Source organism: Enterobacter sp. A8, assembly GCF_004296595.1.
GTDB classification, from domain to species: domain Bacteria; phylum Pseudomonadota; class Gammaproteobacteria; order Enterobacterales; family Enterobacteriaceae; genus Enterobacter; species Enterobacter cloacae.
The window spans coordinates 229,629-243,747 of sequence record NZ_SCMF01000006.1; the positions used below are offsets into that span (position 1 = coordinate 229,629).

Here is a 14,119-nt window from a genome sequence, read left to right on the forward strand (position 1 = left end):
CACGATTAAGGATAAAAGCTATGACTAAGCATTATGACTACATCGCAATCGGCGGCGGTAGCGGCGGCATCGCCTCCATCAACCGTGCGGCCATGTATGGCCAGAAGTGTGCGCTGATTGAAGCCAAAGCGCTGGGCGGCACCTGCGTCAACGTGGGTTGTGTACCGAAAAAGGTGATGTGGCATGCGGCGCAAATCCGTGAAGCCATCCATATGTATGGCCCGGATTACGGCTTTGACACCACGATCAACCACTTCGACTGGGAGAAGCTGATCGCCAGCCGTACCGCCTACATCGACCGCATTCACACCTCGTACGATAACGTGCTGGGTAAGAACAACGTAGATGTGATCCACGGCTTCGCCCGCTTTGTGGACGCGAAAACGATCGAAGTGAACGGGGAGACGATCACTGCCGATCATATCCTGATCGCTACCGGCGGCCGTCCGAGCCACCCGAACATCCCGGGTGCCGAATACGGCATCGACTCCGACGGTTTCTTCGAACTGCCAGCCCTGCCAGAGCGCGTTGCGGTGGTGGGCGCGGGTTATATCGCGGTCGAGCTGGCCGGTGTGATTAACGGTCTGGGCGTTGAAGCGCACCTGTTCGTGCGTAAACATGCGCCGCTGCGCAGCTTTGATCCGCTGATCGTCGACACCTTAGTAGAAGTGATGAACACCGAAGGTCCAACCCTGCATACCAACGCCGTGCCAAAAGCGGTGATTAAAAATGCAGACGGCAGCCTGACCCTGGAGCTGGAAGATGGTCGCAGCCAGACCGTCGACTGCCTGATCTGGGCGATTGGCCGTGAACCGGTGACTGACAATTTGAATCTGGCGGCAACGGGGGTGGGAACCAACGCAAAAGGCTATATCGTCGTCGATAAATTCCAGAACACCAGCGTACCGGGCATTTACGCGGTGGGCGATAACACCGGTGCCGTTGAACTGACCCCGGTGGCCGTTGCGGCGGGGCGTCGCCTTTCCGAGCGTCTGTTCAACAACAAGCCGGACGAGCACCTGGATTACAGCAACATCCCGACCGTGGTCTTCAGCCACCCGCCTATCGGCACCGTCGGTTTAACCGAGCCGCAGGCGCGCGAGCAGTATGGCGACGATCAGGTGAAAGTGTATAAATCTGCGTTTACCGCAATGTATACCGCCGTCACCTCGCACCGTCAGCCGTGCCGCATGAAGCTGGTCTGCGTGGGTCCGGAAGAGAAGATTATCGGTATCCACGGCATTGGTTTTGGCATGGATGAGATCCTGCAGGGCTTTGCAGTGGCGCTGAAGATGGGCGCGACGAAGAAAGACTTCGACAACACCGTGGCGATCCACCCCACCGCGGCCGAAGAGTTTGTGACCATGCGCTAGTCTTGATGCCCCTCCACTGAGGGGCATTCTTTTTTACATTCACAAATCGTTGCAAAACGAATGCTCCGAAAAGAGTGATCTACCGCACATATTCCTCCCCATCTACCGAAGCGAATGTCTACGCTTATAAGACGCCCGGATAAACCTGTCTTCAAGAACACCTAACCGGAGGTCCTTATCATTATGTTCAACCAGAAACTACAGGCTAACGAGAACATCGCGTTCGAGATCGCAGAAGAGCTGCGCTACGAGACCGATCCCTGCGAGTTGAAACTGGATGAGATGATTGAGGCGGAGCCGGAGCCAGAAATGATCGAGGGGCTACCCGCCTCCGATGCCCTGACCCCCGCTGACCGTTACCTTGAGCTGTTCGAACATGTGCAGTCAACAAGGCTGTTTGCGGATAGCAAAACCTTTCCCGACTGCGCGCCGAAGATGGATCCGCTGGATATTTTGATCCGCTATCGTAAGGTGCGACGCCACCGGGATTTCGACCTGCGCCAGTTCGTGGAGAATCACTTCTGGCTGCCCGAGACCTATAGCACAGAGTATGTGTCCGACCCGGGGCTGTCGCTTAAAGAGCATATCGACAGCCTGTGGCCCGTGCTGACGCGCGAGCCGCAGGACCATATCCCCTGGTCTTCCCTGCTGGCCCTGCCGCAGGCCTATATCGTCCCCGGCGGACGATTCAGTGAGACCTACTACTGGGATTCCTACTTCTCGATGCTGGGGCTGGCCGAGAGCGGCCGTAACGATCTGCTGAAGTGTATGGCGGATAACTTCGCGTGGCTGATCGAGCGTTACGGCCATATCCCGAACGGCAACCGAACCTACTACCTCAGCCGCTCCCAGCCGCCGGTCTTTGCCCTGATGGTGGAGCTGTTTGAAGAGGACGGGGTGCGCGGTGCGAAGCGCTACCTTGAGCACCTCAAAATGGAGCACGCCTTCTGGATGGACGGCGCGGAGTCGCTACTGCTGAATCAGGCCTATCGCAGCGCGGTGCGTATGCCGGATGGCTCATTGCTGAACCGCTACTGGGATGACCGTGACACTCCGCGCGACGAATCGTGGATTGAGGACGTGGAGACGGCCCGCCATTCCGGTCGACCACCCAATGAGGTGTATCGCGATCTGCGTGCAGGGGCGGCCTCCGGCTGGGATTACTCCTCCCGCTGGCTGCGCGAACCGGGCCGACTGGCCAGCATTCGCACCACGCAGTTTATCCCTATCGACCTGAACGCCTTCCTGTTCAAGCTGGAAAGCGCTATCGCCAATATCTCGGCGTCGAAAGGAGATAAGGAGACGGCTGACCTGTTCCGCCAGAAAGCCAGCGATCGCCGGGCAGCGGTGAACCGCTACCTGTGGGATGAAGAAAATGGCTGCTACCGCGATTACGACTGGCGTCGGGAAAATATGGCGCTGTTCTCTGCGGCGAGCATTGTGCCGCTGTATGTCGGAATGGCGACCCATGAGCAGGCAGAACGCTTGTCTGATGCGGTTAAATCACGTCTGCTCACCCCGGGCGGTATCCTGGCGACCGAGTACGAAACCGGCGAGCAGTGGGATAAACCCAATGGCTGGGCACCGCTGCAATGGATGGCCATTCAGGGCTTCAAGCAGTACGGCAACGACTCGCTGGGCGATGAGATCGCCTGGAGTTGGCTGCACACGGTGAATCATTTTTATAAGACTCACCATAAGCTGATTGAGAAGTATCACATCGCCAGCAGTACCCCACGCGAAGGGGGCGGCGGTGAGTATCCATTGCAGGATGGCTTTGGCTGGACGAATGGCGTGGTGCGGCGGTTGATTGGGTTGTATGGGGAGCCTTGAGTGGGGTGCGGTCTGGTGCCCTCACCCCGCCCTCTCCCAGAGGGAAAGGGCGTTACGATCAGCGGATCACCTCATAAATGGCAGACTGAATAGCCTGCCATTTTTTCGTGCTGGCATTCGGCTGTGACTCGGCGCGGCGCGTCGCCATATCCAAATCGTGCTGCTGGCGTTTCACCACGGCCGGGACGGTACAAAACGCTTTCAGGTACTGTTTACGCAGGGATGTCAGCGATTCGCCATTCGCCATGGCATGGGTGAGCGTATTGATAAACCGGCGGCACGGCTTCTCTTCCACCATGTGCTGTCGGTAGCGCAACATCAGCTCCAGTACGTCGTCATGGTTGGATGACATCGCCTCTTCGGTCCATGACAGCTTCCAGTCCATTCCACCCTGCAAAAAGAGCTGCGCAATGCGGGTGTCGTTGCGGTTGATGGCCGAGCGGAAATTATTCTCGTCCCAGGTAATGCCCATGCGCGTCAGCGTCTCCCGCGAGGAGGGCGTTTCCCGCATCTCCTGCGGCGCAGGCGTTTCGGTGGCGGCCACTGCAGTCTCTGCTGGCGCGCTGCTGGTCACCAGCCAGAATCCTCCCACAACAATCGCAATGACCATCACGCCCACTGCGCCCCATAACACGCCGGAGATGAGCTGCTCGCGTTGTTCTGGCGTGCGCGGGGCGCGCTGGGTCGGTTTTTCGATGGTGTCACGTACTTCAAATAAATCCCCGCCGGTGACCCGATCCCTTTTCTGTGCTTTTTCCCAGAAAGCGTGCAGTTCGCTGGCATCCACCGCCATTATCCCGGCCGGGTTGACGCGGGTTCGCCCCTCTTCAAACGCACGCTGAACGGGCCGGGTGATTTGGGTGTAGTAGTTGTCGAGTAGCTGGATTTGCGCCGAGGTTAACGCTTTCTGAACGGTAAGGCTGTTGCGGATCTGGCGGATGTCATCAAGGAAGGTTTGCAGCGTTTTGCGCGGCTCCACCAGCAGCGTCAGCATGGACGGATCGCTGAACAGCGACGCGTAGTAGCGGCTGTACTCTTTTTTATCCACCAGCATCTGGGCCAGCTCGCTGAACATCATGCCGCTTAGCACATCGTTGATGTCGCCAAGCTTCAGCCAGCGCCGCACGCGGTCAGCGTTAAACAGGGTCTTCAGGTGGTTGTTCAGACGGACCTGATCGGGCCACGCCTGCTGGATAAGCCCTTTAATCATCAGTTCAATTGCACGCACCTGCTTGTGCGCCTGCTGCTGTTCAAGATCGCTGCCCGGCGCCAGCTCGGTACTGTAGGTGAGAAGAGGCTGTTGCAGACGAAGATGTTCCAGCGCGGTGACAAACCGCATTGCCGCAATAAGCTGATTTTCACTGACATCCTGCCCGCTTTCATACTGTGGTACGCGCTGCTGCAACAGGCGCAGTTGCAGGGTAAATTCTGACATCTCGGCATCGTTCAGGTTGAGCTTCTTCGCCACGGCCCCCCATCCGCCCAGGCCTAAACGGGCGCTATCCAGCTGCTCCAGAAACCAGCGTGGATCTTTTCCCTCAGAAACATGTACATTCAGGAGAAGCAATATTTCCACAGAGGCCTGACGAATGACCGCCAGACAGTGTTCAAACTGTTCGCGGTTATGGTGTGATGTGCTGAGCGTCATTGTTTTCCTTAAAAGACCACGAAGACATCCAAAAGGGGCCCGGAACGGCCGTTTTTCTTTTTATTTATACGCGCTTAACCATACCTGACTTTCTGTTGAAATAAAGTGACAGTCCTAAAATCATTTATATTGTTTCAGGAGAATCTGAATGCCTCAGCTAACCACCTCGCGTCTTATCTGCTCGCCGTTACAGGAAGATGACTGGCCCTTTTTTCTGGCGCTACAGCAAGACCCGGATGTGATGCGCTTTGTCGCGCAGGATCGCACTGTGGCGGACATTCGTGAGGCCTTCGACTCCCGACTGACGCCATGGACGCCCGGCTGCATGCACTGGCTCTGCCTCGTGGTTCGCGATAACGCCAGCCAGACTCCGCTGGGGGTGACCGGCTACAAACACCACGAAGCGGATTGCGCCGAAGTCGGTTTCCTTTTCGCTCCCGCGACCCAGGGAAAAGGCTACGGCTTTGAATCCCTGCAGGCACTCTGTGATTATGCCTTCCACCAGGGGGGGATCCGCCGCCTCACCGCCACCGTCACGGCAGGGAATATCGCCTCCCGGCTTCTGCTGGAAAAAGCCCGCTTCCGGCTGGAGGGTGAGCTGCGTGAGAGTTATTACCTTGGCGGCCGCTGGCATAATGACTGGCTATTCGGTTTATTACAGCGCGACTATCTGGAAAATATCAGCTGAGCAACGGCCATTTGGCGGATATGTCTCGTGCCGTATTTCCTCTACAGTAGCGTCTGAAAGAGGAAAATACCATGTTGAAGCTATCTTCTGCTGCCGTTGAATTAATTAAAAAACAGCAAGGGCTGTCTCTGGAAAAATACCGTGATGAGCACGGTACTGAGGTTATTGGGTATGGTCACGTTATTCAGCAATGGGAGAAGTTCCATGGTCTTATTACCGTTGCTGAAGCAGAGCGCTTGTTAGATAACGATATTCAGATTTATGAGACGTTAATTCAGGAAAATATCGCCCAGCCATTAACGCAACACCAGCACGATGCGCTGGTGTTGTTAATGTTCAGTTTTAGTGACACACCGTGTCCGATAAACGCCATCGCTCAGGCGGTGAGCCGGGTATAGCACATTGCCGCCTGCGTGCGATTTTTCACATCCAGCCGCCGGAAAAGTGACTCCAGATGGGCCTTTACCGTTGCCGCACTGATATTGAGCGTGCGACCAATCTCTTTATTCGACTCCCCGGCGGCCAGTAACTTGAGCACTTCACGCTGGCGCTCGCTTAAGGATAACAACGCCTGGTGTGACGCCTGCTGCGCAAGCCATTCGCCGGGAAAACAGACCATCCCCCGGGAGACCGAATCCAGCACTGCGGCAAACCGCTCGGGACTGGCATTACGGGGAATAATCGCCTTCACGTTGCGCTGAAACATCTGTTCAGCCCATCGGGTCTCTTTTTTCGTCAGCACCATCACGACACGTATCGCAGGGAAACGCGTGATAATGTCTTTCAGAAAGCTGATGCCCTCATTCTGAATTAATGCGCCGTCAATCATGACGATAGCGGATGGCGACGCGGACAACTGCGCCCATAATTCATCTGCCTGACGGGTTCTTGTCATATTTATTTCAGGAATTAACGTCTGCAAACTGTTTATCGCTCCATGAATAAATATCGACTGCCTGTCAAACATGATTACTCGCATCGTTTTTCTCCCTCTGAGAATAGCGAGGGAGGATTGTATAGAGGCGTTATTTGAGAAAAAACTCAATGAACGGAGAGGTTACAAATTCATCGCCGTTCTTTATATCTGCCCGTATCTGGACACATCTCTTTTAAGGATTTCCTTAAGAGGTTCCGTCCCCTTAAGGAGGCGTATTACAGGAACATCCCACCAGACACTTCAATACGTTGCGCATTCATCCAGCCCAGTTTGTCGCTGAGCAGCGCGGCGATGGCATCACCAATATCATCCGGCAGGCCAACACGCCCCAGCGCGGTTTGCGACGCAAGCAACTGATTAAGCTGCTCGTCATCGCGTACGCGTCCGCCGCCAAAATCGGTTTCAATTGCCCCCGGCGCGATGATATTGACGGAGATGCCGCGTGCGCCCAGCTCTTTGGCCTGATAGCGGGTCAGTACTTCCATCGCCCCTTTCATGGCCGCATAGGTCGCGGAGCCTGGCTGTGTAAAACGCGCCAGTCCGCTGGAGACGTTGAGGATCCGTCCGCCATCTTTCAGCAACGGCAGCAGGCGCTGGGTCAGGAAAAATGGCCCTTTTAAATGTACATTCATTACCTCATCGAACTGTGCTTCTGTCGTCTCGGTATAGGGGGCGTATAAACCCGTTCCGGCATTGTTCAATAAATAATCAAAGGTATCACGCTGCCAGACGGTTCGGAGCGTTTCCTGCAACTGTTGAGCAAAATGTTCGAAATGGGTGATATCTCCGACGTTAAGCTGTAATGCCGCCGCGTTTACCCCTTTTCCCTGAATTTCTTGCACAACATCCAGCACATCCTGCTGATTGTGATGATAAGTCAGGACAATACCTGTTCCCTCTGCTGCCAGCTTCAGGGCCGCGTTTTTACCCAAACCACGGCTACCACCGGTCACTAAAGCGATACGTTCAGTCATAAGAAACCTCATTTCGGTTGTCAGGGAGATTGAGAAAGAGCTTATTAGCTGATAGAAGATCAATAAAGATGTGACAGAACGCTTCACTGTTTCATTTACAACAACAATGAGCGCTACCGATGGATAAAATTAACGCAATGCAGTTGTTTGTTCGGGTCGCGGAGCTGGAGAGTTTTTCCCGCGCAGCGGAGACGTTGACCCTGCCAAGAGGCAGCGTGTCGCGGCAGATTCAGGCGCTGGAAAACCGCCTGGGCACTCAACTGCTGCACCGCACCACGCGCCGCGTCAGCCTCACGCAGGACGGCATGGTCTATTACGAACGGGCAAAAGATCTGCTGGCGAACCTTGATGAACTGGACGGTATGTTTCAGCACGATCCCTCCAGTATCAGCGGGCGGCTACGCGTCGATATGCCGGTGGGAGTTGCACGAAATTTAGTCATCCCCAAACTGCCTGCGTTTTTGCAGCAGTATCCGGGTATTGAACTGGAGCTCAGCAGCAGCGATCGTCTGGTGGATGTGATCCGCGAGGGGTTCGACTGCGTGGTGCGCGTCGGCACCCTGAAAGATTCCGGGCTTATCGCCCGCCCGCTGGGCAAGCTTACGGTTATCAACTGCGCCAGCCCGGATTATCTGACGCGGTTTGGTTATCCGGAAACGCTGGACGATTTGGCCTCACATGCGGTAATCCACTACGCCGCGATGCTGGGCACGCGCCCGCAGGGCTTTGAGTTTTATAACGGCAGTGCGACCCAGTGGGTTAAAACGGGCGGCGTCTTAACGGTCAACAGTACCGAGACGTACCATGCCGCCTGCATCGCCGGGCTGGGTATTATCCAGGTTCCCCGCGTGGGCGTTCGTGATTCTCTGCGCACGAAAAAGCTGATTGAAGTTCTGCCGCAATACCGGGCTGAACCCATGCCGGTTTCCCTGATTTATCCCCACCGCCGTAACCTCTCCCGCCGGGTACACCTGTTTATGGAGTGGCTTACGGAAATCACAAAAGCTTACGTGGATTAGTCGCAAGCTATAATTCAATGACATCCAGCTCAACGAAAAGGAAAAAACACGTGACGCCGGAAAATAACCCGCAACGACCGACTCAACAATTAGATTACGATCCCATCAAGAAGATGGAGACTGGGCCCGAAGAGCCCAGCACACCCGGCAAAGCCAGCAAAGCGCTGGGGACGGTCACTACGCTGGCAGAGAGAGTTCAGCAGATCCCCATGATTGCGCACCTGATACGCGCCGCGGAACGTTTCAACGACCGGATGGGGAATCAGTTTGGTGCAGCGATTACCTATTTTTCCTTTTTGTCGATGATCCCGATCCTGATGGTCTCGTTCGCGGCAGCCGGTTTTGTGCTCGCGTCTCATCCGACGCTGCTGCAGGATATTTTCAATAAGATCCTGAATAACGTCAGTGACCCGACCCTCGCCACCACGCTAAAAAGCACCATCAATACTGCCGTGCAGCAGCGCACCACGGTGGGTATTGTCGGTTTGCTGATTGCGCTCTATTCCGGTGTGAACTGGATGGGTAACCTGCGCGAGGCCATTCGCGCCCAGTCGCGCGAGGTATGGGAGCGTAAGCCTCAGGATCAGGAGAAAATTTGGGTTAAGTATTTCCGCGATTTTGTTTCGCTGATTGGTCTGCTGGTGGCGCTGGTCGTCACGCTCTCCATCACCTCGGTCGCCGGTTCCGCGCAGCAGATGATTATCTCCGCGCTCTATCTGGATTACATCGACTGGCTCAAGCCTGCGTGGCGCGGCATCGGGCTGGCGATTTCCATTTTCGCCAACTACCTGCTGTTCTTCTGGATCTTCTGGCGCTTGCCGCGTCATCGTCCGCGCAAAAAAGCGCTGATCCGCGGAACACTGCTCGCGGCAATAGGCTTTGAGGTGATTAAGATCGTGATGACTTATACCCTGCCGTCACTGGTGAAATCCCCTTCTGGCGCCGCGTTTGGCTCCGTTCTGGGGCTGATGGCGTTCTTCTACTTCTTTGCCCGCCTGACGCTGTTCTGCGCGGCGTGGATTGCCACCGCCGAATATAAAGGCGACACGCGCATGCCGGGGAAAACCCACCGCTAATTCCCCCTTTCGGGCTGAAAGTTTCAGCCCGATTCATCATTTCAGCATATATATCCAGTCCGTAACTTTTATTTAACTGAAAACCAGTTATATCCACTGATATTTAAAATCTGTGAAGCATTTCATGGAAGTGTTTTGGCTGGTCTGAACATTATCCGCTTTTTGTTGCTTTTATCACCGGTTCGCGGCTTTGTTACAGATTGAAATGTCGCTTTTGCTGTGCGTAATATGGCCTTTCGTCCGACATAAAATAAGAAAATATTATGCAAGCAACCGCCACAACACTCGATTCCGGGAGCGAAAACGTTCCGGTCAACTCACGCAATAAAGTTGTCGTCGCCTCGCTGATTGGCACCGCCATCGAGTTCTTCGACTTTTACATTTACGCCACCGCAGCGGTCATCGTCTTTCCGCATATTTTCTTCCCGCAGGGCGACCCGACGGCGGCCACGCTACAGTCTCTGGCAACCTTTGCTATCGCCTTCGTCGCGCGTCCGATTGGCTCTGCGCTGTTTGGTCATTTTGGCGATCGCATCGGGCGTAAAGTGACGCTTGTGGCCTCGTTGCTGACGATGGGTATTTCTACCGTCGCCATCGGCCTGCTGCCCACCTACGAGACCATCGGCATTCTGGCACCGGTGCTGCTGGCGCTGGCGCGTTTTGGTCAGGGTCTGGGTCTGGGCGGTGAATGGGGCGGTGCGGCACTGCTGGCGACCGAGAACGCCCCGGCGCGTAAACGGGCGCTGTATGGCTCCTTCCCGCAGCTTGGCGCACCGATTGGCTTCTTCTTTGCGAACGGCACCTTCCTGCTGCTCTCCTGGCTGCTGACCGATGAACAGTTCATGAGCTGGGGCTGGCGTATTCCGTTCGTCTTCTCGGCCGTGCTGGTGCTGATTGGTCTGTATGTTCGCGTTTCTCTGCACGAAACGCCGGTGTTCGCGAAAGTGGCGGCGGCAAAAAAACAGGTAAAAGTGCCGCTGGGCACGCTGCTGACCAAACATGTCCGCGTGACGGTGCTGGGCACCTTTATCATGCTGGCTACCTATACGCTGTTCTATATCATGACCGTCTACTCCATGACGTTCAGCACCGCTGCCGCGCCGGTTGGGCTGGGTCTGCCGCGTAACGAAGTGCTGTGGATGCTGATGATGGCGGTGATTGGGTTTGGTGTCATGGTGCCGATTGCCGGCCTGCTGGCGGATAAATTTGGCCGTCGCTCCAGCATGATCACCATCACGACGCTTATCATTCTGTTCGCCCTGTTTGTCTTCCCGCCGCTGTTAGGCTCGGGCAGCCCGGCGCTGGTGATGGCGTATCTGCTGATTGGTCTGAGCCTGATGGGATTAACCTTCGGCCCGATGGGCGCGCTGCTGCCGGAGCTGTTCCCGACGGAAGTGCGTTATACCGGCGCGTCGTTCTCCTATAACGTCTCGTCTATTCTGGGAGCGTCCGTTGCACCGTACATCGCCACCTGGCTGCAGGCAAATTATGGCCTGTTCTACGTGGGCGTGTATCTGGCGGCCATGGCGGCACTGACGCTGATTGCGCTGCTGCTGACGCACGAGACTAAGCATCAGGCGCTTTAAGCTAATGCCGGGTGGCGCTGCGCTTACCCGGCCTACATTTGAATCGTAGGCCGGGTAAGGCGTAGCCGCCACCCGGCAAATACAGACCGCACCTTACCTCTTCATCTGTGACAAAATCGTCCGGCACTGATTGGCTTCCCCTTCTGATGGCGAAATCAACGCCAGCAGCGCCGCGGCTGGCGTGACCAGCGTTGCGAGCGCTGCCGCCACCGCACCGCGTGCAATCAGCGGCCCGGGTTTTACCCCCGCCTGCGGATTTTTGAAAGTGCCGCGCACGTAGAGCGGCGAGCGCAGGGTGATGATACGGATCCCTTTGCTTTCCGGGTCGATGGTTAAATCAAGCTGCTCAGAGGCCATGCTGGCGGTTCCGGTCACGTTGATTACCGCGTTTTCCGTGTCGAAGGCAAAAATCTGCGGCCGCGCCACGCCGTTAACCAGATCCAGATTCGCCGCCGCGCAGTTCACCCGCACCTCATCGTCACCAAAGATCTGCCCGATGATGTAGTTCCCGACGTTCAGCCCCAGGATTTCCATCAGGTTGCGGCTCACCAGCCCGTCGTTCATCAGTAGCTTGAGGTTGCCGTTACTGCTCCCGAGCAGCGCCGCCACGGAGTTCCCCACCCCGCGAATGTCCGCGTCACCGTTCATTTCACCAAGGGTTTTCTGCATCAGCTCCACGTTGGGCATCAGCTCTTTCAGCTTAAGCCTGCGCGCCTGTATATCAGCCCGACCCTGCATCGGCTTTTTATCGCCTTCCAGATGAATGTTCGAGGAGATGGTTCCGCCCGCCATGCCAAACTTCAGCGGCTGCAGACGCAGGTCGGCATTTTTAAGCAGAATATGGGTTGAGAGGTTGCTGATCGGCAGCGTGCTGCCGTGCTCGATTTTTCGCCCTTTGAAGCGCACATCCGCATCCATTACATCCCACTTGTCGGTTTCAAAGCGATCGTAGGGCAGCACTTTCCCCGCGGGCTGAAGGTCTTTTTTGACCTCTTTCGACTTCGTGCCTTTGCCGGAATCAACGCCGATCAGAGGGCCCAGATCGGCAAGCCTCAGCTGGCGGGACTCCACATCCCCTTCCAGTTTCGGACGCGGTTTGCCGGTGGTGTAGGTCAGCGTACCGTGGATATCGCTGTCGCCGATACGGCCGTTGAAATCCCGATAGTCAAAGACAGACGATTTTTCCGTATCGAGTTTGGCCACCAGATGCCCGTCCGTCTCAAACGGCGGCGTATCCGGCAGCAGCACGCCGGTGAGTTCGTAGAGCTCCCCCAGCGAATCTCCGGCGAACTTCAGCCGCAGATCGACCCCGCCCATGTTCATTGGATCGTTGACCGTGCCGGTAAAGGCGACTCGCGTGTTGCCGGAGCGGAAGTCCGCCTGCACCGGGAACGGGGTACCAGCGCTTCGCAGCGCCAGCATGCCGCCAATTTTACCGGTGCCGGTCAGTGGCTGTCCGTTGTAGCGCCCGGTGGCCCGCAGGCCGAAAACGTAATCGCCCGCGCTGGCGTTATCCCCTTTCGCTTTGGTGCCGGTCACTTCACTGAACGGCAGCGGCTTACCCAGCGGATCGACCAGGATCTCCACATCGGCCTTGCTGACTTTATCGTCGATGGTGATCCGCCCGCGATCGAACAGAATGTTATCGAGACGGAATGACCACGAAGAGGGCTGGGCATTGGGATCTTTCTCGCCGCTGCTGGCGAGGTTAAAGGTCCAGTTATTGTTTTTTTCCGAGAGACGGATCAGGCGTGCATCGGGCTGCTGAAGCTTGATCCACGGCAGGTAGACGGTTTTTGTCAGAAGCGCTAACGGCGCCAGCGTGGCTTCAACCCGCGGAAGATGCACCATGGTGACGGCAGGAATATCCGGCGGATTGCCCAGAACGATGTCGTCGGCGTGAACGTGCGGCCAGGGGATCCAGCTTCGCCAGCCGGTCTCTTCTTTCTGACGCTCCCAGACCACGCCCAAATCACCGCGTATCGCGAAGGGGCGGTTCAGTTCAGTTGAGACTTTCTGGTTGATGGTCGGCTTAAGACGGTTCCAGTCGAATGTCGCAATAATGATGATAGCGACCACGATCAACAACAAGAAAATCCCTGCTGTCCAGGAGATTACCCTGGTTGTTTTAGTCATTTTGATCCCCTTTTCCTGATGACCTGTCCTGTAAAACTATAGTCCAGACAAAGGGAAACGGGCGGTTCAGAGGTTGGTTATCACACCGTCGAGGGTATCCATGGGCACCGGACGTGAGAGGTAATAGCCTTGCGCGGCGGCGGCGGGTGAGTTTTGCACATCACGCCACTCTTCCAGCGTTTCCACACCTTCCACAATGACGCCTTTGCAATAGCGGTTCATCAGCTGCAATAACAGCGTAAACAGATTCCGCCCTTCCGGGGTCTGGCGCAGCATAATGAACAGATCGCGGGCCACTTTGATGTAGTCGTAACGCACTTCGCTGAGGGCGGAGAAGTTCGCCATGCCGGTGCCAAAGTCATCCAGCCACAGGGGGCCAAATTCACACATCGAGGCAAAAGAGGATTCCTGCGGCAGGCGGACATGCTCCACCAGTTCAAAGCGCATCCACGGCAGGGTGGCGATAAGCTCCTGCAACTTCGCGTTCTGGCGCAGCGCCAGCAGGGTTGGGCCATCCACGTTGACCGAGGCCAGAATATCGTGCTGTTCGAAAAAGGCCTTTTTCGTTTCCAGCATGCGCAACTGCTCTTCCAGCACGTCCAGGCGCTGGCGCACGGCGGCTTCGGCAAAATAGCGGTCCGGCGCGATACGCTGTGAAGGGTTAGAAGGGTGCGTAACGACCGTCAAAATTTCAATCGCCATCAGTCGACCGTCGGTACGATAGATCGGCTGGTAGGTATACACACGCTCACATTGCAGCCAGTAGCGATGCTCCTGCAAGTTCTCAATACTTGCCTCAGGCGTAGTGCTCAGCCGCTGGATAACCTGCTCTGACTTCATTTCAGATGT

12 protein-coding genes are annotated in these 14,119 nt (G+C 56.1%); 7 read left to right on the forward strand and 5 right to left on the reverse strand.

What is annotated here, in order from left to right:
* The first annotated feature begins 20 nt into the window (after window positions 1–20).
* Window positions 21–1,373 (forward strand): glutathione-disulfide reductase, encoded by a 1,353-nt coding sequence (gorA, locus tag EQV24_RS20710; protein WP_130626988.1) that lies wholly within the window; start codon window positions 21–23, stop codon window positions 1,371–1,373.
* Between the two features lie 183 nt (window positions 1,374–1,556).
* Window positions 1,557–3,206: an alpha,alpha-trehalase gene (locus tag EQV24_RS20715; protein WP_013099199.1), complete on the forward strand. Its 1,650-nt coding sequence runs from the start codon at window positions 1,557–1,559 to the stop codon at window positions 3,204–3,206.
* A gap of 58 nt (window positions 3,207–3,264) precedes the next feature.
* Here EQV24_RS20715 and EQV24_RS20720 read toward each other — a convergent pair whose 3' ends face one another.
* Window positions 3,265–4,854: an STY4199 family HEPN domain-containing protein gene (locus tag EQV24_RS20720; RefSeq protein ID WP_130626989.1), complete on the reverse strand. Its 1,590-nt coding sequence runs from the start codon at window positions 4,852–4,854 to the stop codon at window positions 3,265–3,267.
* 148 nt (window positions 4,855–5,002) lie between these two features.
* On the opposite strand from EQV24_RS20720, the gene EQV24_RS20725 reads away from it, so the two are divergent.
* Together EQV24_RS20725 and EQV24_RS20730 are read left to right on the forward strand one after the other, a co-directional pair.
* On the forward strand, window positions 5,003–5,542 hold the full coding sequence (locus EQV24_RS20725) for a GNAT family protein (protein WP_130626990.1): 540 nt from the start codon (window positions 5,003–5,005) through the stop codon (window positions 5,540–5,542).
* A 71-nt stretch (window positions 5,543–5,613) separates the two neighbouring features.
* Window positions 5,614–5,940 carry a lysozyme gene (locus tag EQV24_RS20730; protein WP_013099202.1) on the forward strand — a complete coding sequence of 109 codons (327 nt, stop codon included), beginning with the start codon at window positions 5,614–5,616 and terminating at the stop codon, window positions 5,938–5,940.
* Here EQV24_RS20730 and EQV24_RS20735 read toward each other — a convergent pair.
* Together EQV24_RS20735 and EQV24_RS20740 are read right to left on the reverse strand one after the other, a co-directional pair.
* Window positions 5,919–6,521: a response regulator transcription factor gene (locus tag EQV24_RS20735; protein ID WP_130626991.1), complete on the reverse strand. Its 603-nt coding sequence runs from the start codon at window positions 6,519–6,521 to the stop codon at window positions 5,919–5,921. The genes EQV24_RS20730 and EQV24_RS20735 overlap by 22 nt on opposite strands.
* Window positions 6,522–6,694: 173 nt before the next feature.
* Window positions 6,695–7,453, reverse strand: a complete 759-nt coding sequence (locus EQV24_RS20740; protein ID WP_130626992.1) for an SDR family oxidoreductase — start codon at window positions 7,451–7,453, stop codon at window positions 6,695–6,697.
* 119 nt (window positions 7,454–7,572) lie between these two features.
* On the opposite strand from EQV24_RS20740, the gene EQV24_RS20745 reads away from it, so the two are divergent.
* The 3 genes from EQV24_RS20745 (at window position 7,573) to EQV24_RS20755 (ending at window position 11,134) form a co-directional block, all read left to right on the forward strand.
* Window positions 7,573–8,472 (forward strand): LysR family transcriptional regulator, encoded by a 900-nt coding sequence (locus tag EQV24_RS20745; RefSeq protein WP_020686106.1) that lies wholly within the window; start codon window positions 7,573–7,575, stop codon window positions 8,470–8,472.
* A 50-nt stretch (window positions 8,473–8,522) separates the two neighbouring features.
* Window positions 8,523–9,548, forward strand: coding sequence for an inner membrane protein YhjD (gene yhjD, locus EQV24_RS20750; RefSeq protein ID WP_013099206.1), 1,026 nt, complete (start codon window positions 8,523–8,525; stop codon window positions 9,546–9,548).
* A gap of 263 nt (window positions 9,549–9,811) precedes the next feature.
* The gene (locus tag EQV24_RS20755) at window positions 9,812–11,134 is read left to right on the forward strand and encodes an MFS transporter (RefSeq protein ID WP_013099207.1); all 1,323 of its coding nucleotides are present in this window, start codon (window positions 9,812–9,814) and stop codon (window positions 11,132–11,134) included.
* A gap of 93 nt (window positions 11,135–11,227) precedes the next feature.
* Here EQV24_RS20755 and EQV24_RS20760 read toward each other — a convergent pair whose 3' ends face one another.
* Entirely contained in the window at window positions 11,228–13,270 is a 2,043-nt protein-coding gene (locus EQV24_RS20760) for an AsmA family protein (RefSeq protein ID WP_061772959.1), read from the reverse strand.
* Window positions 13,271–13,336: 66 nt separating this feature from the next.
* A complete protein-coding gene (pdeH, locus tag EQV24_RS20765) occupies window positions 13,337–14,110 on the reverse strand; it encodes a cyclic-guanylate-specific phosphodiesterase (protein WP_130626993.1) in 774 nt (257 codons plus the stop codon).
* Window positions 14,111–14,119 lie beyond the last annotated feature (9 nt).